The following is a 22,498-nucleotide window of genomic DNA, read 5'->3' on the forward strand; positions in this document are numbered from 1 at the left end:
GGGGGAGTAAGCGGCGAGGGGCGCGCGAACGGTGAGGGGCGCGGGGGCGGTGCGCATCACGCGCCTCCGAAGGTGTAGCCGCGGCGCCGCATCAGCAGCACGAAGCAGGGCACGCCGACCACGGCGGTGATCACGCCGACCGGCAGTTCGACGGGGGCGAGCAGCACCCGCGAGAGGATGTCCACCCACACCAGGAGGACCGCGCCGAGCAGTGGCGCGACCGCCAGCACCCGCCGGTGGTCGGCGCCGACCAGCATCCGCGCGAAGTGCGGCACCATCAGGCCGACGAAGCCGATCGCGCCGCTGACGGCGACGACGGCGCCGGTGACGGCCGCCGTGGACAGGAACAGCTCGCCGCGCAGCCTGCGGGCGTCCACGCCGAGCGCCGCCGCGGTCTCGTCGCCCATGGCCATGGCGTTCAGCCGGCGGGCGGAGTACATCAGGTGGGTCAGGCCGAGGACCACCATGACGGTGGCGATCGGCAGCGAGTCCCAGGTCGCCCCGCCCAGGCTGCCGAGCAGCCACATCATCGCCGCGCGCGCGGCCTCGCCGTGTTCGGCGCTGAAGACCATCAGGGTGGTGACGGCCGAGAAACCGTAGTACATCGCCGTGCCGGTCAGCACCAGGCGCAGTGGGGTCAGCCCCTGCGGGGTGCGGGCCGCCGCGTACACCAGGGCCATCGAGGCCAGCGCCGAGCCGAACGCGGCGGTGGACAGCGCCCAGATGCCGAGCCCGCTGAGCGCCCCGAACAGCAGCACGGCGTTGGCGCCGACCGCCGCGCCCGAGGAGATGCCCAGCACGAACGGGTCGGCCAGCGCGTTGCGGACCATGGCCTGCACGGCCACGCCGATGCCCGCAAGGCCCGCCCCGACCACGGCGGCCAGCAGCGCCCGGGGGAACCGCAGCTCCCAGACGATGGTGTACGCCGCGGTCTCGTCGGACTCGATGGTGCCGCCGGTCAGCCCGGCGCCGAGGTACCGCGTCACCTCGCCCCAGGAGAGACCGGCGGAGCCGAAGGCGACGCCGCACACGAGCGAGACGGGGAGCGCGACGACGAGCGCGACGATCAGCGGCAGCAGTGGTAGGCGGCGCGGGGGCCGCCGGGGCGCGGGCGCGCCGTGCCCCTGGTCCGCGCGCGGCGGGGCGGCGTCCTCGGTCGTGGTCGCCACGGCGGGCTCCCCCTTCACCTCGGGCCGCGACCGTACGGTGAAGGAGTGGCCCGGGGCGTGGCCCCGGGTGCGTCCCCTCGCAGTCCGCGGCGAGTAGTCCTGGAACATGCGCCGCCGCGGGTGATCGGGCTCGCGGTGCCCGCATCCCGGGGGATGCGTGGCTCCGCCTACCGTTGCGGGTCAGCGCCGGACTCTCACCGGACTTCCCCCGCGGGGCGCGTATGCAGTTGTGGAGCGGGTGCGTGCCCGGCCGGCCTGGTCCGCACGTGGCCGGGGTGAGGTGCTGCCGGGCTTACGACAGGAGACTGCCAGGCTTACCGGAAGAAGGCGATGCCGTCGTCGGGCAGGTCCTTGAGGTCCTTGGCCCACTCGCGCGGGTCGACGACCTTCTTCAGGTGCGCCGACATGTACGGCCGCAGCGGAACCTCGGGGGTGGCCTTCTCGCCGACCCACATCAGGTCGCTCTTGACGTATCCGTACAGCCGCTTGCCGCCCGTGTACGGGCCGGCGGCGGCGGTGCGCGCGACGGCGTCGGTGACCAGGTCGATCTGCGGCTTCTGGTCGGCCAGCTCGCCGTACCAGATCTCCACGACGCCCTGGTCGCGGATCATGACGACCTCGACCTTGCGGTCCTTGTCGATCCGCCAGTACCCGGACTCGGTCTCCAGCGGGCGGACCTTCTTGCCCTCGGAGTCCAGCTCCCAGGTGTGCGAGACGTACTCGATGAAGTCGCGGCCGTCGTGCGTGAAGGTCGCCTCCTGCCCGAAGTTGCACTTCTCGGCGCCGGGGAAGTCGAAGACGCCCGCGCCCTCCCAGTTACCGAGGAGAAAGGCGAGGGGCACGAGGTCCGGGTGAAGGTCGGACGGGATCTCGATCATGAGCTCAGGCGATCTGTAGTGAGGACGGGAGACGGCGCGTTGGCCCGCTCAGAGCCGGGCACTGCCGCAGGGGCCCGCGCCGCGGCGCGAGCGCGGAGGGGTCCGTCAGCGCTGGCCCTGGTACAGCTTGAACAGGGTGAGCCCCGCGAAGGCGGCGATGAGCACGGCCATCAAGGCCAGCAGCAGGGTGAAGACTGTCTCAAGCACGAGCGCGCTCCTCGGACACAGTGTGTGGTGTTACGGACCGGACCCGAGTCTAGTCCGCGCCACGACGGCCGGCGCTGTGAGGTCCACCGCCCCCCGGCCGCGCCCGCCGACGCCGGCGCGAGCGGGGTGGGCGCGCGCCTACAGTGAGCCCATGGCGAAGAAGCTCGTGATCAAGGTGACGGCGGGCGCGGACGCGCCCGAGCGGTGCTCGCAGGCGTTCACGGTGGCGGCCGTGGCCGTGGCCAGCGGCGTCGACGTCTCGCTGTGGCTGACCGGGGAGTCCGCCTGGTTCGCGCTGCCGGGCCGGGCGGCCGAGTTCGAGCTGCCGCACGCGGCGCCGCTGCCCGACCTGATCGACGGCATCCTGAGCGGCGGCGGCGCGCTGACCGTCTGCACGCAGTGCGCGGCCCGCCGCGACATCGAGGAGTCCGACCTCATCCCGGGCGCCCGCATCGCCGGCGCGCAGGTCTTCGTGAGCGAGGTCATGCCGGACGGCGTACAGGCGCTCGTGTACTGAGTGCGCGCCCTGCCCCCGGCGGGCTCTCGGGCTCTCGCGCCCTACGGGTGGTGCTTGCCGTCGAGTTCGTCCCACCACGCGTCGGACTGCGGGTCGCCCGTGCGGGCGCCGGGCTCGGTGGAAGCCCCGCCGCGCGCGCCGGGGTCCGGGGGCGGCGGCTGCGGGGCCGCGTCCTGGCCGGGGTCGGGCCACAGGCCCAGATCGGGGGCGGCGCCGGGCGCGGGGTCGGTGCGCTGGCCCGGTGGCCGCGCGCCCGGTTCGTCGAACCACCGGTCGTCGGGGCCGCGTCGGTTGGCCACGATCGCCGCGAACGGCGGAATCACCATGGCCACCACGCACATGCCGACCGCCACCGGGACGGACCACAGCCGGACCACGGCCCATGCCGACACGAAGAGCGTCAGGCACGCACCCATCATGAGGAAGTAGCCACGTCGCCGCCGGGCGTACATGCCTCCAGCGTACGACTGGTCGTCGGGCCCGCACCTGGTGTGTGGCCTGGACGGTGTGGGGACACTTCCCCGCCCCGCACCGGCCCTGCCCGTCGCGCTGCCCGCCCCCGTGCGGGCAGCGCGATGCCCCGGCGACGCCACCAGAGCGCGCCGAAGTCCCGACCCGTACCCAGAGCCTCGACGCGCGCACGCGCGGCCCCGGTGCGCGCACGCGCGGAGGGCCGCTCCCCAGTACAAGGCGTCCAACCCCTGGGGTGCGGCCCTCCGGCCACGCTGGCGCGTCACGCGTCAGACGGTGATGGCGACCTCCGCCAGGCCGCCCCGCTGGGCGACGACGGTGCGGTCGGCGGTCGCGCCGGGCACCAGGGCGCGCAGCGTCCAGGTGCCTTCGGCGGCGTAGAAGCGGAACTGTCCGGTGGCCGAGGTGGGCACCTCCGCGGTGAACTCGCCGGTGCTGTCCAGCAGGCGCACGTAACCGGTGACGGGCTGGCCGTCGCGGGTCACGCTGCCCTGGATGGTGGTCTCACCGGGCTTGATGGTCGCCGCGTCGGGGCCGCCGGCCTGGGCTCCACACATGAGTGTCTGTCCTTACGTCAGGGAGGGAGAAGGTCGCGAGGGACCGGAGGAGGGGAGGGCTGAGCGGGGCCAGGGGCCCGGGGGCTCAGGAGCCCGAGCCGACCTCGATCGGCACGCCGACCAGCGAGCCGTACTCGGTCCAGGAGCCGTCGTAGTTCTTCACGTTGCTCTGGCCGAGCAGCTCGTGCAGCACGAACCAGGTGTGGGCGGAGCGCTCACCGATGCGGCAGTAGGCGATGGTGTCCTTGGACAGGTCCACGCCCTCGCCCTCGTAGAGCGCCTTCAGCTCGTCGTCCGACTTGAACGTGCCGTCGTCGTTCGCGGCCTTGGACCACGGGATGTTGCGGGCGCTGGGCACGTGGCCGGGGCGCTGCGACTGCTCCTGCGGGAGGTGGGCCGGGGCGAGCAGCTTGCCGGAGAACTCGTCGGGGGAGCGCACGTCGACCAGGTTGAGCGAGCCGATGGCGGCCACGACGTCGTCGCGGAAGGCGCGGATCGAGCTGTCCTGCGGCTTGGCCTTGTACTCCGTGGCCGGGCGGGTGGGGACCTCGGCGACCAGGTCGCGCGAGTCCAGCTCCCACTTCTTGCGGCCACCGTCGAGCAGCTTGACGTCCTGGTGCCCGTACAGCTTGAAGTACCAGTAGGCGTACGACGCGAACCAGTTGTTGTTACCGCCGTAGAGGACGACGGTGTCGTCATTGGCGATGCCCTTCTCGGAGAGCAGCTTCTCGAAGCCGGCCTGGTCCACGAAGTCGCGGCGCACCGGGTCCTGGAGGTCCTTCTTCCAGTCGATCCGGATGGCGTTCTTGATGTGGTTCTTGTCGTAGGCCGACGTGTCCTCGTCGACCTCGACGATGACCGTCTTCGGGTCATCGATACGGGCCTGGACCCACTCGGCGTCCACCAGGACGTCGCTGCGGCTCATGCTGTTCTCCTCCGGGGCAGATACGGATGGTGCACGGTGACGCGGATTGGCGTACCGGCAGGCGGCGACGGGGATGCGCGCGGCGCTGCACGGGGGCGGTACGAAGCCGGGCCCAGCTTGCGGGGAGATGGGGCGAACCCGCGGGATGTGCGCGGTGCGAGCCCGGCAAACCAGGGAAAAGCGGCCTCGGTCAGACAGGGCGACAGAGCATGGCGGCGACGCGGCACAGGTCTACTGCCCGCCGCTTCGTGAGATCCGCCTGTCGCTTCATGCGTTCGATCGTAAGGACGGGGGGCGGGCGTGTCACCGGTGTGTCGTATGGTGAGACGAATATGTCTGCGATGCGGGACGGTTGACGGGTGCGCCGGGCCCGGAGCCCGGGGCGGGGCGGGCTTTTCGCGGACGCCATCTGCACTGCGGACTCGGCCGTCTCAGTGCGTGGACGGGGCCCTAACGGGCGATGCCGGGCCGCGCCCGAAGGCGGTCGGCCCGGCACCCGGTCAGTCCGGCGTTCGCTCAGCCCGCCGGTGCGTCACCTCGTCAGCGCGTCATCCCGTCAGTTCGACCGCGTGGCCCTCGGCCTCGATGTCCACGCCCTCGGGGGTGGTCTCGATCGCCTTGAGCTTGAGGCCGGCCGGCAGGCCGTCCACCTCGCGGTCGATGTCGGTCCGCTCGCGGACCTTGTCCTCCCAGCCCGGCACCGCCCCGGCGGGGATCTTGTCGGCGCGCAGCCGGATCGTGTCGCCGTTGACCACGCTCACCGTCCCGTACGCGCTGATCTTGAAGCCGAGCAGCCCGCCGCTGATCTTCACCCGGCTCTTGCCGGTGTCGTCCTTGCCGGCGTAGCCCACGGTGATGCCGGGGCCGGCGGCCTTGGAGAGGTCCGCGTAGCTGACGTGGGCCCGGCCGACGGCGTGGTCGGCGACGGCGGAGGAGAAGTTGTCGGAGACCTTGACGTCGCGCATCGTGGCCTTCATCTCGGTGATGCGGATGGCCCGGCCGTTCTCCTCGCTGGTCAGCCCGTCGAAGGTCACCTCGATCTCGTCGAACTTCTTGCTGACCACCTGGGTGAGGAAGGGGAAGCCCTTGATCGACACCTCGGGGGTGCCGGTCAGGTTCTCCTTGCTCTTGATCTTCTTGGCCGCCTCGGACTCCACGACGTTGACCGCGATCCGGTCGGCGGCGACGAACAACCCGCCCAGGATCACCAGGAGGATCAGCAGAACCCGCAGGCCGCGCCCGCGTCGGCGGCGGCGCGGCGGCGGGGCCGCGCGGTCGTCGTAGTCGTCGTAACCGCCGTGGCCGCCCGCGGGCTGCCCGGGCCCGTAGGCGTCGTATCCGCCGCCATAGCCACCGGCTCCCTGGTGGTACGGCGCGCCGCCCGGGCCGCCCCTGCTCGCTGCGTCCGTATGCGCCGCGTCCGACATGCTTCGCCCCCCAGGGTCTTGGTCAGGTCTGTGCTTGAGGCTGTGAGCCTAGCCGCACGCGTCCGAAATCGGCCGAACGTTCGCTCGTATCCGGGGGCCGTTCTGTCGAAGTTCGGCCGGTTTCCGCACCCGTCGCGCGGCCTTCGCCCGCCCGACGCCCCGGATTCCCCCGGGGCCGCCGGTCCACACCCCCGGCCGGCCCCCGGGGGCGTACGGATCAGCCGAGGGTGCGGCCGAGCAGGTAGACCGCCGGGGCCGCGGCCGTGAGCGGCAGCGCGACGCCGGCCGTGAGGTGCACGAACCGCGACGGGTAGTCGTAGCTGGCCACCCGCAGCCCGATCAGCGCGCACGCCCCGGCGGCCAGCCCGAGTGCCGCGCCGGACGTGCCGAAGTCGGTGGCGCGCCCGGCGGCGAAGCCGGCGCCGCCCGACGCGGCCAGCGCCAGGAGCACGGAGACGGCGCCCGGCAGCGGCAGCGCGCGGGCGAGTGCGGCGATGCCCACGCCGGCCGCGCCGATCACGACCGGGTCCGCGTCGGTGGCCAGGTACCCGGCCGCGACCACGGCGAGCGCCGCCGAGGTCGCGGTGGCGGTCAGTCCGTACAGCCGCTCGTCGGGCGGGCTGAGGTTGCGCAACTGGAGCACGATCACCAGCAGCAGCCAGCAGCCGAGGGTGCCGATGAGCACGGTGGGCGCCTGGTCCCGGTCGGTGGTCAGCAACCCGATGTCGGCCGCGACGCCGCCGAGGAAGGCGAGCGCGATGCCCTGTCGCGCGGGCCACATGCCGTTCAGCCGGAACCATCCCGCCGCCGTCACCGCCTGCAACAGCACCACGGCCACCGCGAGCGCCGGCTCCGCCACCGGCGCGGCCACCGCGAGCAGCCCGGCCAGCACGGCGGTGAGCAGCGCGGGCTGGAGCCCGGGCCCGAGGATCTGCGGCCGGCCCTCGGCCCGCGCCTTCTCCGCCGCGGTCATCGGCGCGGCGGCGGGCGGATCGGCCGGCGCCCCGGCCGACGCCTCGGTCGCCGTGTCGCCGCCGCTCGGGGCGCCACTCTCACGACCTTCGCCGCCGCCGTGCCGGCCCGGAGCGGGGGCCGCGTGCTGCGGGGCGCCCTCGTACGGGGCGTACCCGGCGGGGGCCTGGTGCCCTGGGTGGTTCTGGTGTCCTTGCTGGCCCGGGTATCCCTGGTGGCTTTGGTGCCCCTGCTGCCCCTGCTGACCCTGCTGCCCCTGCTGCCCCTGCTGGTCCTGGTAGCCCTGGCCGTACGGCTGGGCCTGTGCGTACGGCTGGTTCTGGCCGTACGGGTCGGCGCCGTACCCGTGCGCCGGGGCGCCCGCCCCGGGCGCGTACGGCGCGTGCTGCGACGGGTGGGCCTGGTGGTGCGGGTGGTTCGGGTGCGCCTGGTGGTTCGGGGCCGTTTCGCCGTAGCCCGGGTGGGGCTGCTGCCACGGCTGGCCGGCCGATGCCTGCGCGGGGTCGCCGAACTCCGTTTGCCCGGGCGGGGGTTGGTGGCTGTTGGGCGCGGCGGGGTCCGGGTAGCCGCCGTTCGCCGGGTAGCCGCCGGGGGCGTTCTGGTGGTGCGTGGGGTGGGGCTGCCGCGGCGGGTAGGCGGTGGGCTCGTCGTCGTAGCTGGGCCAGACCGGCTCGTTCGGGTACGCCGCGTAGCCGCCCTGGCCGGGGTCGCCCGCGCCCTGCGGGGCGCCGTAGCCGGCCTGGGACTGCGGCCCGTGACCGTATCCGGACTGCGTCCCGTAACCGGCCTGCGTCTCGTCACCGGCCTGCTGCCCGTGACCGGTCTGCTGCCCGTGGCCGTGGTCGGGCCCGGGTTGCGCCGGGTAGCCAGCCTGCGCCTCGTACCCGGGCTGCGCCCCGTAGCCGGCCCGCGCGTCGTGTCCGCCGTAGCCCGGGTGCTCCGGGTAGCCGGCCCGCGCCCCGTAGCCGGGCTGCTGGGCGTACGGATCGGGGGCGGGGGCCGCCGGGTGGCGCTGGTCCGCGTGGTCGGCGGGCGCCGGGTCGTAGGGCGGGTACGGCTGCTGGGGGGCGTGCGGCGGGTAGCCCTCGTGCGGCGGCGGGTAGCCGGCGCCCTCGTACGGCTGCTGGGGATCGTGTGGCTGGTCGCTCATGGCCTGGGGCTCACCCTCCCGCGAACGGGGGGAGCACCTCGACCGTGCCGCCGTCCGCCAGTTGGACCGCGTGGTGGTCGCGGGTGCCGACGGGGTCGCCGTCGATCAGGAACGAGCAGCGCAGCAGCACCCGGGCGAACTCCGGCTCCGCGCGGTGCCGGTCGCGGGCCGCGGCGAGCGCGTCGGCGAGCGTGTGCGCGGCGTACGGCTCCTCCGCGGTGCCGGCCGCCGCCTTGGCCGCCGCCCAGTACCGGATGGTCCCGGTCGGCGGGGCCACCGTGTCCGTTGCCGCCATGGGACTCCTCTTCTCGTCCGTGTCCTTCGCGGCGTGCTCGTCGTCGCCGCTCGCCCGCCCCCGCGCGGGCCGGGCCCGCCGGCGCGCCGGGCGCGTGCCGCCCTCCATCATGACGCCTCGCGCCCGACCCCTTCGCCGCCGCCTGCCCGCACCCCGCCTGCCCGCATCCCGTCGTCCGTACCCCGTCGCCCGCGCGGCCCGTACCCTCCGGCGCCGCGCGGCCCGCCCCCTCCCGCCGTGCCCCGGGCCGAAACTCAAGGGCAGGGCGCGTGGCCCTCCCCGTAGGGTGCGCGATGTGTTGGTCCGACTATTGCGGGCGTATCTGCGGCCCCATACGCGCCCGATCGCCGCGATCGTGGCGCTCCAGTTCATCCAGACCCTGGCCACCCTCTACTTGCCGGCCCTGAACGCCGACATCATTGACAACGGTGTCGTCAAGGGCGACACGGACTACATCCTGCGCGTCGGCGGCGTCATGCTCGCCGTGACCCTGCTCCAGATGGTCTGCGCGATCGGCGCCGTCTACTTCAGCGCCCGCACCGCCATGGCGCTCGGCCGCGACGTACGCGCCGCCGTCTTCGACCGCGTGCAGTCCTTCTCGGCCCGCGAGCTGGGGCACTTCGGCGCGCCCTCGCTCATCACCCGGACCACCAACGACGTGCAGCAGGTGCAGACGCTGTGCCTGATGACGTTCACGCTGATGGTGACGGTGCCGATCATGTGCGTCGGCGGCATCGTGATGGCGCTCAACCAGGACGTGCCGCTCTCCGCGCTGCTGCTGGTCATCGTGCCGGTCCTGGGCGTGATCGTCACGCTGGTCGTGCGCCGGCTGCGGCTCGCCTTCCGGGGCGTACAGAAGAGCGTGGACCGGGTGAACCGGGTACTGCGCGAGCAGATCGCCGGCATCCGGGTCATCCGCGCCTTCGTCCGCGACGCGTACGAACGCGAGCGGTTCGCCGGCGCCAACACCGAGCTGATGGACGTCTCGCTGCGCGCCGGCCGGCTGATGTCGCTGCTGTTCCCGCTGGTGCTGCTGGTCGTCAACGTCTCCAGCGTCGCCGTGGTCTGGTTCGGCGGCCAGCGCATCGACGACGGCGGCATGCAGATCGGCGCCCTGACGGCGTTCCTCTCCTACCTGATGCAGATCCTGACCGCCGTGATGATGGGCACCTTCATGCTCATGATGATCCCGCGGGCCGAGGTGTGCGCCGAGCGCATCCAGGAGGTGCTGGACACCGAGAGCAGCGTCGTACCCCCGGCGCGCCCGGTCGACCCCGTCACCCCGCTCGACCAGCGCGGCGAGCTGGAGCTGCGCGGTGTCGAGTTCCGCTACCCCGGGGCTGAGGAACCCGTACTGCGGGACATCTCGCTCACCGCCAGACCCGGCCGCACCACCGCCCTCATCGGCAGCACCGGCAGCGGTAAGTCCACGCTGATCGGCCTGGTCCCACGGCTGTTCGACGCGACCGGCGGCAGCGTGCTGATCGACGGGCAGGACGTCCGCGACCTCGACCCGGAGCAGGCCGGCTCCCGGGTCGGGCTCGTACCGCAGAAGCCGTACCTGTTCAGCGGGACCGTCGCCTCCAACCTGCGGTACGGCAATCCGGACGCCACCGACGAGCAGTTGTGGCACGCCTTGGAGGTCGCGCAGGCCCGCGAGTTCGTCGCGGCGCTCGACGGGGGCCTGGACGCGCCCATCGCGCAGGGCGGCGGCAACGTCTCCGGCGGGCAGCGGCAGCGCCTGGCCATCGCGCGGGCGCTGGTGCGCGCGCCTCGGATCTACCTCTTCGACGACTCGTTCTCCGCGCTCGACTACGCCACCGACGCCCGGCTGCGCGCCGCGCTCGCCCGCGAGGTCGCCGACGCGACGGTGATCATCGTCGCGCAGCGGGTGGCCACCATCCGGGACGCCGACCAGATCGTCGTCCTGGACGAGGGCCGGGTCGTCGGCACCGGAACCCACACCGAGCTGATGGCCTCGAACGAGACCTACCGGGAGATCGTCCTCTCCCAGCTCACCGAGCAGGAGGCGGCATGAGCCCCACCGAGTCCGACCCGGAGCCGACGCGGTCGCCGACCGCCGCCGCCCCGCCGAAGGACACCAGGGACACCAGCGACCAGGGAGCCCTTAAGGCCAAGGCCAAGGCCGCGCCGCGCGGGCCGGGCCCCGGCGTCGGGGTCGCGCGGTTCATGGGCGGCCAGCCCACCGAGCGCACCATGGACTTCGCGGGGTCGAGCCGCCGGCTGCTCGCCATGCTGCGGCCCGAGAAGCCGAGCATCGTCGCGGTCGTGTCGCTGGCCGTGGTGAGCATCGCCATGTACGTCATCGGCCCCAAGCTCCTCGGCCACGCCACCGACCTGATCTTCGCCGGCGTCGTCGGCCGGCAGCTCCAGGAGGGGCAGACCAAGGCGGAGGCCGTACAGCGGCTGCGCGAGGGCGGCGACGGGACGGTGGCCGACGTGGTCGCCGCGATGGACGTCGTCCCGGGCCAGGGCATCGACTTCGACGCGGTCGGGGTGACGTTGCTGTGGGTGCTGGCGATCTACGTGGTGGCCGGCATCGGCGCTTTCGCACAGGCCAGGATCGCCACGTACGTCGTGCAGCGCACGGTCTTCCGGCTGCGTACCGAGGTCGAGGAGAAGCTGGCCCGGCTGCCGCTGAGCTACTTCGACCGGCAGCCGCGCGGCGAGGTGCTCAGCCGCGCCACCAACGACATCGACAACGTCGGGCAGACGCTCCAGCAGACGTCCAGCCAGATCATCGCCTCGCTGCTGACCATCGTGGGCGTACTGGCGATGATGTTCTGGATATCCCCGCTGCTCGCGCTCGTGGCCCTGGTCACGGTGCCGGTCTCGGTGGTCGTCGCGACCCGGATCGGCAAGCGCGCGCAGCCGGAGTTCGTGGCCCAGTGGAAGACCACCGGCACCCTCAACGCGCACGTGGAGGAGATGTACACCGGCCACGACCTGGTCAAGGTCTTCGGCCGGCAGCGGGAGTCGGCGGAGGTCTTCCGCGCGGAGAACGAGCGGCTGTACGCGTCCAGCTTCCGGGCCCAGTTCATCTCGGGGATCATCCAGCCCGCGATGATGTTCATCGGCAACCTGAACTACGTGCTCGTCGCCGTCGTCGGCGGGCTCCGGGTGGCCAGCGGCTCGCTGTCGATCGGTGACGTGCAGGCGTTCGTGCAGTACTCGCGGCAGTTCAGCCAGCCGCTCACGCAGGTGGCGAGCATGGCCAACCTGGTGCAGTCGGGCGTCGCCTCCGCCGAGCGCGTCTTCGAACTCCTCGACGCGGACGAGGAACGCCCCGACGCCGCCCCCGTACGACCCGAGTCCGGGACTCCCGTACGACCCGAGGCCGAGCGAGCCGAGCCCGTACGCCCGGAAGCCGAGCCCGTACGACCGGAGGCGGGGAAGCCCGTACGACCCGAGGCCGAGCGGGCGAAGCACCCCCGCCGCGCGGCCCGCCCGGTACGCGGCGAGGTCGCCTTCGAGCGGGTCAGCTTCCGCTACGCGAGCGACACGCCACTGATCGAGGACCTGTCGCTGACGGTGCGGCCCGGCCAGACGGTCGCCATCGTCGGCCCGACCGGCGCCGGCAAGACCACCCTGGTCAACCTGTTGATGCGGTTCTACGAGGTCAGCGGCGGGCGGATCACCCTGGACGGGGTCGACATCGCCACCCTGCCGCGCGAGGAACTGCGCTCGCACATCGGCATGGTGCTCCAGGACACCTGGCTGTTCGGCGGCACCATCGCGGAGAACATCGCCTACGGGGCGCCCGAGGGCCTGCCCATGGACAAGGTCGTGGCGGCGGCCAGGGCCACCCACGTGGACCGCTTCGTCCGCACCCTGCCGGACGGCTACGACACGGTCATCGACGAGGAGGGCGGGGGCGTCAGCGTCGGCGAGAAGCAGCTCATCACCATCGCCCGCGCGTTCCTGGCCGAGCCGGCGATCCTGGTCCTGGACGAGGCGACCAGCTCCGTCGACACCCGGACCGAGGTGCTGATCCAGCAGGCGATGGCGTCGCTGCGCACCGGCCGCACCAGCTTCGTCATCGCCCACCGCCTCTCCACCATCCGGGACGCGGACCTCATCCTGGTGATGGAGGCGGGCGCGATCGTGGAGCAGGGCACGCACGCGTCGCTGCTGGCGGCGCGGGGCGCGTACGCCCGGCTGTACGCGGCCCAGTTCGCCGGCGAGGAGTCCGCGTCCGCGTCCCCGGAGCCGGCCCTCGGCGGCTGACCGGCGGTCCCGGCCGAGCACCCGCCCGGCCGGGCCGCCGCACCGGACCGCCCCCGTGCCCCCGTACCCGTGCCCCCGTGCCCGTGCCCCCGCACTGGGCCGTCGCCCGGACCTTGCCTTGACGTCGGGTCAACGTGCCACTAGCCCACCCGTACGGGCAATGGCAAGACCCGCGCTCCAGGAAACTGTGCGCACGCAACGATGCGCCCCTCGCGCCTCAGCTCGTCGCGGCGGCTGATTCTCACTCCCGGCCCGCACGCCCCGTACGGCCCACGCCGCGCTGCGTAGCCGGGCCGGGCGGGCCCCGCTCCGCGTGCCGCCCGGTCGGACCCGCCCTGCTCGCGGGTGTCGGGCGCCACGGCACCCGGCGTACGCGGCGGGCCCGGTGGCGGGGCGGACCCGGGGGCGGCCAGGGTGGGTGCGTCTTGCCCGTGAATCCCCGGAAATGTCCCCCGTACGGCCCGTCGCTGGGCGTTTGTGTGGGCCGCCGCGTGACCGAGGGAACAACGGAAGGTGCACATTCGGCCGCGGGCCCGGCCGGTGATTGGGCTATCCTGCTGGGCAGAGGACCTGGGCAAAGCAGCCCCCAGGTCCTTTTGTGCTTTCAGCCACGCACCCCCGGCTGATCGCCACCGTACGAAGCAAGGCCGCGAAATCCCCCAGGCCGCTCCTGGGTGGTGCCCCACGCAGGGACCGAGGAGGAACCGACGTCATGGGCAAGGCAAGCGAGCACGAGCACAACGGCACGGGCAGGGCGTGCAGGGTGACGACCAGCGGCAGCGGGGTAGGTGGTCGCGGATGAGCTCACTGCTCCTGCTGACCAACGCGCTCCAACCCTCCACCGAGGTGCTCCCCGCCCTCGGCCTGCTGCTGCACGGCGTACGGGTCGCGCCGGCCGAGGGGCCGGCCCTGGTGGACACCCCGGGCGCCGACGTGATCCTCATCGACGGCCGCCGTGACCTGCCCCACGTCCGCAGCCTGTGTCAGCTCCTGCGCTCCACCGGCCCCGGCTGTCCGCTGCTGCTCGTGGTCACCGAGGGCGGGCTGGCCGCCGTCACCGCCGACTGGGGCGTGGACGACGTGCTGCTCGACACGGCCGGCCCGGCGGAGGTCGAGGCGCGGCTGCGGCTCGCGATGGGCCGCCAGCAGATCGTGAGCGACGACAGCCCGATGGAGATCCGCAACGGTGACCTGTCGGTGGACGAGGCGACGTACAGCGCCAAGCTCAAGGGCCGGGTCCTGGACCTGACCTTCAAGGAGTTCGAGCTGCTCAAGTACCTGGCCCAGCACCCGGGCCGGGTCTTCACGCGGGCCCAGTTGCTCCAGGAGGTGTGGGGCTACGACTACTTCGGCGGCACCCGGACCGTGGACGTCCACGTGCGGCGGCTGCGCGCCAAGCTCGGCCCCGAGCACGAGTCGCTGATCGGCACCGTACGCAACGTGGGCTACCGCTTCGTCGTACCGGAGAAGGTCGAGCGCGCCGCGGAACGCGCCTCGGAGGGCACGAAGGCGGCGGCCCCGGGCGAGGGCGGTACGGATGGTGCCGGCGGTGCCCACGGTGCGAAGGGGACAAACCCCCGCGACGCGGTCGATGGTCGCTCTCGCGCGGCGGACGGAGCGAAAGCAGGGGTCGCACGCCGGGTAAACGGCTAGGGGGACCCGCGTAGACTTCCGCGCGTGGCCAAGGTGACGCGGGATGATGTAGCACGGCTTGCGGGGACGTCGACCGCGGTCGTCAGCTATGTCATCAACAACGGACCAAGGCCGGTCGCCCCGGCCACGCGCGAGCGGGTACTCGCAGCGATCAAGGAGCTGGGCTACCGGCCGGACCGCGTCGCGCAGGCGATGGCGTCCCGCCGTACCGACCTCATAGGGCTCATCGTGCCCGACGCCCGGCAGCCGTTCTTCGGCGAGATGGCGCACGCAGTCGAACAGGCCGCCGCCGAGCGCGGCAAGATGGTCCTGGTCGGCAACTCCGACTACCTGGACGAGCGCGAGGTGCACTACCTGCGCGCCTTCCTCGGGATGCGGGTCTCCGGGCTGATCCTCATCAGCCAGGGCCTGAGCGAGAACGCGGCGGCCGAGATCGAGGCGTGGGACGCGCGCGTGGTGCTGATGCACGAGCGGCCCGAGGCCATCGACGACGTGGCCGTCGTCCTGGACGACGTCGGCGGCGCCCAACTCGCCGTACGCCACCTCCTGGAGCACGGCCACCCGTACGTGGCCTGCATAGGCGGTACGGAGGAGACCCCGTCGGTCGGCGACCCGGTCACCGACCACATCGAGGGCTGGCGGCGGGCGATGCTGGAGGCCGGCCGCTCCACCGAGGGCCGCCTCTTCCAGGCCCCCTACAACCGCTACGACGCGTACGAGGTGGCGCTCGACCTGCTGGCCGGCCCGAACCGGCCGCCCGCGGTCTTCTGCTCCACCGACGACCAGGCCATCGGCGTCCTGCGGGCCGCCCGCGAACTGCGCATCGACGTCCCCGGCGAACTGGCCGTGGCCGGCTTCGACGACGTGAAGGAGGCCGGCCTCACCGACCCGCCGCTGACCACGGTCGGCTCCGACCGCCCCGCGATGGCCCGCGCGGCGGTCGACCTGGTCCTGGACGACGGCCTCCGGGTGGCGGGCTCACGCCGCGAGCGGCTGAAGCAGTTCCCGTCGGCGCTGGTGGTGCGGCGCTCGTGCGGGTGCGGCTGAGCGGGGTCGCGGGGCGCGGTTCGCGGGTAGCGGGTTCGACGCCCGGCGGCGCCGAAGGGGGCCTGTGCGGCGGGGAGTTGGCCGCCGCGCCCTGGTAGGGCCGCCGGGTCACAGGTCCCAGCGTCGCCCCGTGGGGATGTGCCAGACGCGGGTCGCCCCGTCAGGCTCGCGGGCGTAGCCGAACCGGTCCTGGCCCGGTCGCCCCTGCTCGTGCCACCACCGCCAGGCGGCCTCGACCGTACGCCACAGATCGCGCTCGCCGGCGTACGTGACGCTGCCGTCGTCGGTCAGCGGGGCGCGGACCCAGGTGCCGTCCGGGGTCTGGAGCTGGAGGGCGGTGTTCCCGTCGTCGCCCGCGTGGTAGACGAGTTCGGCCTCCGGCAGTTCGAGGGCGAGGAGCAGCCGGAAGGCGTAGTGGTTGCGCATGTCGGCCGCGACGACCGTGGTGGTGCGGGTGACGGTCTCGGTGGCGTACGGGGCGCGCGGCTGCGGCGCCGGGTAGCTGGCGGCGTGGTCGCGGGCGGCCATGAACCGGCCGCTGACCTCGATGAAGTGCCCGTACGCGCGCCCGGCGGCGTCGACGCTGACGCGTACGAGTCCGCCCTCGATGCCCAGGGCGACGTCGGCGACGATGACCGCGTCGGGGTTGCTCTGCTCGATCCACGCGGCCGGCAGGTGGCGGCGCACCGAGCAGGTGGCGATGGTGCGGTCGAACCGCCGGCCGGCGGGATGCCCGGCCCGGCCGTCGCCCGCGACGAGGTCCGGCGCGAAACCGAGGGTGGCCAGGCGTTCGCGGGCGTCGCAGACGAGATCGGGGTCGATGTCGACGGAGTGCACGAGGTGGTCGCCGAGGCGGGCGCAGAGCAGCGCCGCGTTGTAGCCGGTGCCGGTACCGACCTCCAGCACCCGTTGCCCGTCCTGGACGTGCAGGTCCTCCAACATGCCGGCCATGAGGCTGGGTTGCGTGCTGGAGGAGGTGGGGACGCCGGTCCAGGCGCCGGTGTCGACCTGCTCGACGGTGGCCGGGTCGAGTGCGGTGACGAGGGTGGTATCTCGGTAAACGCTCGCCAACTCGTGTGCCGCGATGGGGTGTTGTGCTCGCCAGACCGTGATGCCTCGGGAGTTGGTCTCCCTCTCGTACCAGCGCGGTACGAAGACGTGGCGGGGCACGTCCGCGAATGCCTCGGCCCAGCGCGCGGAGCGAATGGCCGCGTCCTTCTGGAGCCGCTCGACCAGGGCCGGCAGGTGTGGGCGGGCGGCGTCGAAGGGGGTGGGGCTCACGGGGGTGTCCTCTCGCCGGGTGAGGTGGGGCGCCAGCCTGCGGCGCAAGGTTGCCCTCACCCGCCGACGGGGAGCGACGGGTGAGGGCACTTTTGAGGAACTCCCCCCATGACTGCGCGAAAACGGGGGAGTCGCGCGCCGCCTGAGGTGCGGTCGTACGGGGGAATCGACCTGCGGCGGCGACGCACCGCGACCGTAGCGCTACGTCGAGCGAGAGAGCAAGACTGCTCCGGAGCATGCATGCGTACTGGCATATGCGCGCGCCCCCCGCCCGGTTCGGGCGAGGGGCGCGCGGCGGGATGGTGGGCGTTAGCCGGCGAAGTGGTCGAACTCGCCGGCCTTGACGCCCTGGATGAAGGCGCGGAGCTTGGCGGGGGTGGTCCTCAGCATCACGTTCGGATCGTCGCTCTCGCGTACGAGGATCTCGCCGGCGGCGTGAGCGAGTTCGACGCACTGCTCGCCGCCACCACCGGAGAAGCTCGACTTCTGCCACTTGATTTCGCTGGTCATTCCTAGTCCCTCAGATCTCGTACGACGTGTTGGATGAAACTCCGCGACTCTTCAGGGGAGAGCGCTGCCTGTGCGGCGAGATCAAGCAGGGTGCGATAGCGGTCCAAGTTGGCTGCCGAGTCAAGAAATCCGCCGCCGAACGGTGCGTCGATGTGGACGGTGTCGAGCTGTGGTACGACGCCGCTCGCGTACATCACGGTTTGCGTGACCTCGATGAAGCCCTCGCTCGTGAACGGGATCACTCGGAGGGTGATCCCGGGGCGTTCGGAAGCCGACAGCAGGTATTCGAGCTGGGCGCGAGCGACCTTCCGGCCGCCCACCCGCATGCGCAAGGCGGCCTCGTGCACGATCGCCTCGAACCGCGGCGGGTCATCGCGTTCCAAGATGCCGCGCCGTCGCATGCGATGCGCGACCCGCGCCCGTACCTCGTCCTCGGGGAGTCGCGGGATGACGCCGGCGAACAGCGCGTGCGCGTAGTCCTCGGTCTGGAGTATTCCGGGGAACGTCACCGGTTGCAGGCAGCGCAGGGCCGTCGCGTGGTGTTCGAGTTCCGCGATGTCCAGGAAACCGGGCGCCAGGACACCCCGGTACTCGTCCCACCAGTGCTGGCCGCGGTGTTCCTGCGCGATAGCGCACAACGCCTCGATGAGCGGCTCGTCGTCACAGGCGTAGAAAACCGCGAGTTTGCGAATTCTGGCTTCGCTTACGCCGATGCGGCCGGCCTCGATGTTGCTGATCTTCGCCTGGTCGGTGGAGATCATCCCCGCCGCCTCGCGGGCGGTCTTCCCGGCTCGGTCTCGCAGCTTGCGTAGCTCGCCACCAAGCCGGGCCTGGCGAGCAGTTGGGCTGTCCCTCGGCGGCATGCGTTCCTTCCCTGTCTGCGCACAGTGTGGCGCGTATCGGGGCCACGGGTCCACCCGGTAGGGCTAACTCCGGGCGACTACCTTGCTACGGAGCATGATTGCACCCTACGGTCGCGTCACACACCGCGCCAGCACGCCGGGAAGACCCGAAGTGCAGTCATCCGCGCGCCCGTTGAGGGTGCCCCAAGGGTGGCCAGAGCCACGGACGGCCGTGCAGCCGGCGCTCACGTCACGTTGGGAGGCATCGACATGAGCCAGACCGCACCACCACCGCTCAAGGCGACGACGACGGCCCGTTTCGTGGTGCCGAACTCGGACCTCGCGCCCAGGATCCTGCGCCACCTCGTCGCCACGCTCCTGGTCGCCACCGGGCACGGGATCGTCGCCGACGACGCCCGCGTATGCGTGAGCGAGGTCATCACGAACGTGCACCGCCACACCCGCACGTCACTGGTGTACCTCGACGTCACGCTGCACCCCGGTCGCGTACGAATCGCCGTCTGGGACGAAGCCTGGGACCGGCACCCCGCCCCGGGCCGCGACGGCGTCACCTACGAGGAACGGGGGCGCGGCCTGCTGCTCGTCCAGCACCTGTGTACCGAGTGGGGCGTCACCGGGCCGTCCAACTGCGAACACTCCCGCAAGCGGGTGTGGTTCGTGCTCGATGAGGCGGCGGGCGGGTGAATGGTGGCGTGACGGGGTGAGGTAGGTCGGGGCCGGTGTCGCAGTGGTGGGCCTGGCCGGCCAGTCGACGTCAGCGGTGCCAGCTTTCCCGACATCAACGCGTGCCTTCACCGGCGGTTCGGCTGGTGCGGCGTCGCGCGGCCTGGCGCACGAGTATGGCGTGCAGGTCTCGTTCCGCCGTGGGTACCGGTCGTGCGTGGCGCCGCTGGATCACGACGCGAAGTTCCGTGTCGTCGCCCGCCAGTGGACGACAGATGATCGTGCCGCTGCGTTCCAGCGGGTCGTCGAGCACGCTGTAGTCGGGCAGCACGGTGGCTCCCAGCCCCTCGGCCACCATCAGCTTGCACATCTCGGCGCCATCGGTTGAGTACGACAAGGAGGGGGCCCTGCCTCTGAGGAGTTGGTGGATGTAGCGGTGCATGGCATAGCCGGATCGCATCACGATCAGCGGGTGCGCCAGCAGGTCGGTGACGGTGACCGCGGTGAGCGTCGCCAGCGGGCTGTCCGGGCGAACGCAGACGACCGGCCGTCCGCGCAGCAGTTCGGTGGTGTGCAGGCTGGGTGGCGGGGCGTCGTCTCCCAGGTAGCTGATGAGCCCGAGGTCGAAACTGCCCTCCTTGAGCTGTTGCTGGATACCGTCCTGCCGGTCCGCGATCACTTCCACCTGTGTCGAGGGATGGGTGGCGCGGAACTCACGGATGGCTGGTGCGAGGAGCGTGACCGTGGCCGCGTTCACCGTGCCCAGTCGCAGCCTTCGGCTGGTCTGATGCTGTTCGTCAGCGGCCTGGCGTAGCCGGTCGACCGCGTCCAGCACCTCGGCGATGTGCGGCAGCAGTTCACGTCCCTCGTCGCTGATCCTCGCCCCGGAACGTCTGCGTTCCAGGAGTACCACTCCCAGTTCCCGCTCCAGGTTCCGCAGTGTCTCGCTCAACGCCGGCTGAGACAGGTGCAACTCCTCTGAGGCACGACGCAAAGACCCCAGCCGTGTCACCGCCGCCAGGTACTCCAACTGTTCCACGCGCATATAAAGCCACCTCCGGCGCCATCATAAAACGGCTCGTTAACGGGACGAGGAAATGGTGAGAGGGCAACCCAATCGCGGCATCGGAAATGCCTTGTAGAGCCGAGCTGGGGCTATCGCTGCCCGCGGGACATGGCAGAGTGTTTGCGAAAGGCCGTGAGCAAGACGTCCTACCGAGCAGCTTTCGTGGGCTGGGTGAGTGGCGTGAAACAGGGCTGCTCGGTGGGGAACACTCGTGCAACCAGCCCAAAAAGGAGCATCGTGCTAAGCCGTAATGCGAGAATGAAGCGCACCCTGACCGCGATTGTCACAGCTACCACGATCGGGCTGAGCGGAGTGGCCGTTTCGCATGCGTCTGCCGCCCCTGCTGTGAATGCCACGACGGTCGCTGCCGACAAGCCGGGACCGGCTGTCGGAACCGATCGGGATGGTCGTGACCTGTACGCGGGCCTGATCTTCCTGCAGGGCGGTATCGGTGAGAAGTTCGCTGAGCTTGATTCGTATTCCGGGGCCAAGGAGTCCTACCGCAGGAACGACAGTGCGAAGGCGCGGCAGGTCGTTGGCCAGGTGCTCGACGCGATCGCCAAGAAGGACCCCCGGTTCTTCGGTTCCTTCTCCACCCGGGTCCGTTCCGGTGACCCGCGCAAGGTCGAGTCAGGCATGGACCAGGCCGTCAAGCTGCTCACCGACGTCACGGTAGACGGCAAGGGCGCCGCCGAGAGCCCCGAGGACGTGGGCGCGGGTACCGGCCGCTGCGCGGTGCTGGCCGTGAACGTACTGATCGCGGTGAATGCCGGCGGCGCCGTCAACGTCTCCGTCGCGATCAACGTGCAGGCGTGGAAGAACGTTGTCAACATGTCGAGGGTCGCGCCTACTGACGAGGGTGGCCTCACCAAGAACCAGAAGGTCGCCGACATCACCCGGCTCGCTGCTGCGTGATGGATGGTCTCGCTGGAGGCGGGCCGTGCCCCGAACCGTCGGGGCGGCCCATTCCAGTGCTGTCTTGAGCCGAGTCGCGCCGCTCGGCCCATCGTGTCCGAGTTGGGGGACACTTATGAGATTCACCGATCGCATACCGTTGCATATAGCCGATCACGCGACCCACGTCCGCATACCAAGCAGGTGGATTGTCGTGACTGCCGGAATCTGGGCCCTGATTGCCCTCTACCTGGCCCAGGCGTTTCTTCCGAAGAACGTCATCCAATTACCAGGACAGGGAAAGGTACACGACCTCGCCTTGGTGGTCGCACCACAGGGCTGGGCGTTCTTCACGAAGTCCGCCATGAGCTCCGAGTTCGTTCCCTTCCGCTGGCAGGACGGGGCTTGGCACGATGTACGGCTGGGGCCGCATGCCCGCGCCTCCAACGTCTTGGGGCTGGACCGCGCCTCTCGCTCTCAGGGCATTGAGGGAGCGCTGCTCCTGCACGAGGAAGGCATCGTCTGGCATCGCTGCGGGGACGCCACGACCGCTGTCGAATGCCTGCAAAAGGCGACTGAGGCGAAAAGGGCGACTGTGACGAAAAAGGTGAAGAACCGTTCGCCCTCGCCCACCGTCTGCGGACGCTCGGCCATGGTCGAGATGAAACCGGTCCCGTGGGCCTGGCGTGACCTGTTGCCAGGCACCCACACGCCGGTGCGAGCCACTGTCTGGGATGTGGAGTGCTGAGATGGTCGCCGACCGCCTCGTCGTCCTGCCGTGGAGCAACGTCTACGGCCTCGCCCGCACTCTCGTCGCCCTCGGTACCGCTGGAACCCTCGCGTTCTCCAGCGTCGATACGCTGTTTCGCCCCGTTGCCCTCGCCGGTGACTTTCCACCCTGTCAAGGAGCTACTTCCGCTGCCGTGTTCTGTATGGCAGAGGGCGACCGCACCGGGCTTGCCTGGCTGAAGTGGCTGTGCGTGGTCATACTCCTGGTCGTCGCCTCTGGTTGGCGCCCCGCCTTCACCGCGCTCCCGCACGCCTATGTCAGTTACAGCGTCTTCGCGGGTATCGCCATCAGCGACGGAGGCGACCAGATCGGGCTCATACTGTCGATGCTGTTCGTCCTGCCCGCGTTGGGGGACCCCCGACGCTGGCACTGGCAGGCGCCACCGTCGGGCACCGGTTCCCGGGCCCGCCGCGGCTGGGCTCTCATCGGCTCCTCGGGCCTGCTGATGCTGCGACTGCAGATGTCCGTCGTCTACTTCAACGCGTGCGTCGCCAAGCTGCCTCATCAGGAGTGGTACGACGGAACGGCCATGTGGTACTGGAGCACCAACCTCAGCTTCGGCGCCCCCACGTGGCTGGACGCCATCGTGCGTCCTGTCGTTTCGACGTCCTGGGGCGTCGCCCTGATGACCTGGCTCCCCCTGTTCATCGAGATCACCCTCGCTGCCGCCCTGTTGTTGCCGCCGCGCATGCGCTATGCGGCGATGTGGGCCGGTCTGCTGTTCCACTTCGCGATCGGACTGATGATGGGCCTGTGGAGTTTCGCCCTGGCGATGGCGGGCGGCATCCTGGTGCTCTGCCTGCCGCCCGGCACCGCCATCACCCGGCGCCGGACGCGGCCGGCTGTCGAAACCACCGCCGAAACCGTCGGATCGACGTCTCTTCGGTCTCCCGCACGCACCGCTGGTTGAGGAGA

21 protein-coding genes are annotated in these 22,498 nt (G+C 71.6%); 9 read left to right on the forward strand and 12 right to left on the reverse strand.

The annotated features are described in order from the left end of the window. Window positions 1-56: 56 nt before the first annotated feature. Together H7H31_RS19310 and H7H31_RS19315 are read right to left on the reverse strand one after the other, a co-directional pair. Entirely contained in the window at window positions 57-1,169 is a 1,113-nt protein-coding gene (locus H7H31_RS19310; RefSeq protein ID WP_372456069.1) for a FecCD family ABC transporter permease, read from the reverse strand. A 314-nt stretch (window positions 1,170-1,483) separates the two neighbouring features. Then, a complete protein-coding gene (locus H7H31_RS19315) occupies window positions 1,484-2,047 on the reverse strand; it encodes an FABP family protein (RefSeq protein ID WP_176162381.1) in 564 nt (187 codons plus the stop codon). Between the two features lie 358 nt (window positions 2,048-2,405). Here H7H31_RS19315 and H7H31_RS19320 point away from each other — a divergent pair, with 358 nt between their 5' ends. Next, on the forward strand, window positions 2,406-2,771 hold the full coding sequence (locus tag H7H31_RS19320; protein ID WP_187064269.1) for a DsrE family protein: 366 nt from the start codon (window positions 2,406-2,408) through the stop codon (window positions 2,769-2,771). A gap of 41 nt (window positions 2,772-2,812) precedes the next feature. Here the strand turns inward: H7H31_RS19320 and H7H31_RS19325 are convergent, their stop codons facing one another. From H7H31_RS19325 to H7H31_RS19350, 6 genes are all read right to left on the reverse strand, one after another. After that, window positions 2,813-3,223, reverse strand: coding sequence for a DUF3099 domain-containing protein (locus H7H31_RS19325; protein ID WP_187064270.1), 411 nt, complete (start codon window positions 3,221-3,223; stop codon window positions 2,813-2,815). A gap of 288 nt (window positions 3,224-3,511) precedes the next feature. Further along, window positions 3,512-3,799, reverse strand: a complete 288-nt coding sequence (locus H7H31_RS19330) for a DUF1416 domain-containing protein (protein WP_176162378.1) — start codon at window positions 3,797-3,799, stop codon at window positions 3,512-3,514. Window positions 3,800-3,884: 85 nt separating this feature from the next. Continuing rightward, window positions 3,885-4,724 carry a sulfurtransferase gene (locus H7H31_RS19335; protein WP_187064271.1) on the reverse strand — a complete coding sequence of 280 codons (840 nt, stop codon included), beginning with the start codon at window positions 4,722-4,724 and terminating at the stop codon, window positions 3,885-3,887. Window positions 4,725-5,272: 548 nt separating this feature from the next. Further along, complete coding sequence (locus tag H7H31_RS19340) at window positions 5,273-6,151, reverse strand: LmeA family phospholipid-binding protein (protein ID WP_176162376.1); 879 nt, start codon at window positions 6,149-6,151, stop codon at window positions 5,273-5,275. A gap of 217 nt (window positions 6,152-6,368) precedes the next feature. Beyond that, on the reverse strand, window positions 6,369-8,273 hold the full coding sequence (locus H7H31_RS34830) for a hypothetical protein (RefSeq protein ID WP_187064272.1): 1,905 nt from the start codon (window positions 8,271-8,273) through the stop codon (window positions 6,369-6,371). 10 nt (window positions 8,274-8,283) lie between these two features. Beyond that, window positions 8,284-8,568 carry a MoaD/ThiS family protein gene (locus H7H31_RS19350; RefSeq protein WP_176162374.1) on the reverse strand — a complete coding sequence of 95 codons (285 nt, stop codon included), beginning with the start codon at window positions 8,566-8,568 and terminating at the stop codon, window positions 8,284-8,286. 295 nt (window positions 8,569-8,863) lie between these two features. Between H7H31_RS19350 and H7H31_RS19355 the strand changes: the two genes are divergently transcribed. From H7H31_RS19355 to H7H31_RS19370, 4 genes are all read left to right on the forward strand, one after another. Continuing rightward, on the forward strand, window positions 8,864-10,606 hold the full coding sequence (locus H7H31_RS19355; RefSeq protein WP_187064273.1) for an ABC transporter ATP-binding protein: 1,743 nt from the start codon (window positions 8,864-8,866) through the stop codon (window positions 10,604-10,606). 152 nt (window positions 10,607-10,758) lie between these two features. Then, complete coding sequence (locus tag H7H31_RS19360; RefSeq protein ID WP_187064288.1) at window positions 10,759-12,816, forward strand: ABC transporter ATP-binding protein; 2,058 nt, start codon at window positions 10,759-10,761, stop codon at window positions 12,814-12,816. A 798-nt stretch (window positions 12,817-13,614) separates the two neighbouring features. Continuing rightward, a complete protein-coding gene (locus H7H31_RS19365; RefSeq protein WP_187064274.1) occupies window positions 13,615-14,469 on the forward strand; it encodes a winged helix-turn-helix transcriptional regulator in 855 nt (284 codons plus the stop codon). Between the two features lie 24 nt (window positions 14,470-14,493). Continuing rightward, on the forward strand, window positions 14,494-15,516 hold the full coding sequence (locus H7H31_RS19370) for a LacI family DNA-binding transcriptional regulator (protein WP_176162369.1): 1,023 nt from the start codon (window positions 14,494-14,496) through the stop codon (window positions 15,514-15,516). Window positions 15,517-15,624: 108 nt separating this feature from the next. On the opposite strand, the gene H7H31_RS19375 is transcribed toward H7H31_RS19370, so the two are convergent. The 3 genes from H7H31_RS19375 to H7H31_RS19385 form a co-directional block, all read right to left on the reverse strand. Next, on the reverse strand, window positions 15,625-16,797 hold the full coding sequence (locus tag H7H31_RS19375) for a methyltransferase domain-containing protein (RefSeq protein WP_187064275.1): 1,173 nt from the start codon (window positions 16,795-16,797) through the stop codon (window positions 15,625-15,627). 309 nt (window positions 16,798-17,106) lie between these two features. Further along, a complete protein-coding gene (locus H7H31_RS19380; RefSeq protein WP_187064276.1) occupies window positions 17,107-17,307 on the reverse strand; it encodes a DUF397 domain-containing protein in 201 nt (66 codons plus the stop codon). A gap of 2 nt (window positions 17,308-17,309) precedes the next feature. After that, entirely contained in the window at window positions 17,310-18,170 is an 861-nt protein-coding gene (locus H7H31_RS19385; protein WP_187064277.1) for a helix-turn-helix domain-containing protein, read from the reverse strand. A gap of 249 nt (window positions 18,171-18,419) precedes the next feature. Between H7H31_RS19385 and H7H31_RS19390 the strand changes: the two genes are divergently transcribed. Further along, window positions 18,420-18,854 carry an ATP-binding protein gene (locus H7H31_RS19390; protein WP_187064278.1) on the forward strand — a complete coding sequence of 145 codons (435 nt, stop codon included), beginning with the start codon at window positions 18,420-18,422 and terminating at the stop codon, window positions 18,852-18,854. Window positions 18,855-18,948: 94 nt separating this feature from the next. On the opposite strand, the gene H7H31_RS19395 is transcribed toward H7H31_RS19390, so the two are convergent. Next, entirely contained in the window at window positions 18,949-19,878 is a 930-nt protein-coding gene (locus H7H31_RS19395; RefSeq protein ID WP_187064279.1) for a LysR family transcriptional regulator, read from the reverse strand. Window positions 19,879-20,157: 279 nt separating this feature from the next. Between H7H31_RS19395 and H7H31_RS19400 the strand changes: the two genes are divergently transcribed. The 3 genes from H7H31_RS19400 to H7H31_RS19410 all read left to right on the forward strand — a co-directional run bounded on the left by H7H31_RS19400 (window position 20,158) and on the right by H7H31_RS19410 (window position 22,493). Next, window positions 20,158-20,814, forward strand: coding sequence for a hypothetical protein (locus H7H31_RS19400; RefSeq protein ID WP_187064280.1), 657 nt, complete (start codon window positions 20,158-20,160; stop codon window positions 20,812-20,814). Window positions 20,815-21,007: 193 nt separating this feature from the next. Continuing rightward, a complete protein-coding gene (locus H7H31_RS19405) occupies window positions 21,008-21,541 on the forward strand; it encodes an SdpA family antimicrobial peptide system protein (RefSeq protein WP_232109962.1) in 534 nt (177 codons plus the stop codon). A 1-nt stretch (window position 21,542) separates the two neighbouring features. Further along, window positions 21,543-22,493, forward strand: coding sequence for a sporulation-delaying protein SdpB family protein (locus H7H31_RS19410; protein WP_187064282.1), 951 nt, complete (start codon window positions 21,543-21,545; stop codon window positions 22,491-22,493). Window positions 22,494-22,498 lie beyond the last annotated feature (5 nt).

The organism is Streptomyces buecherae (genome assembly GCF_014295035.1).
GTDB classification, from domain to species: Bacteria; Actinomycetota; Actinomycetes; order Streptomycetales; family Streptomycetaceae; genus Streptomyces; species Streptomyces youssoufiensis.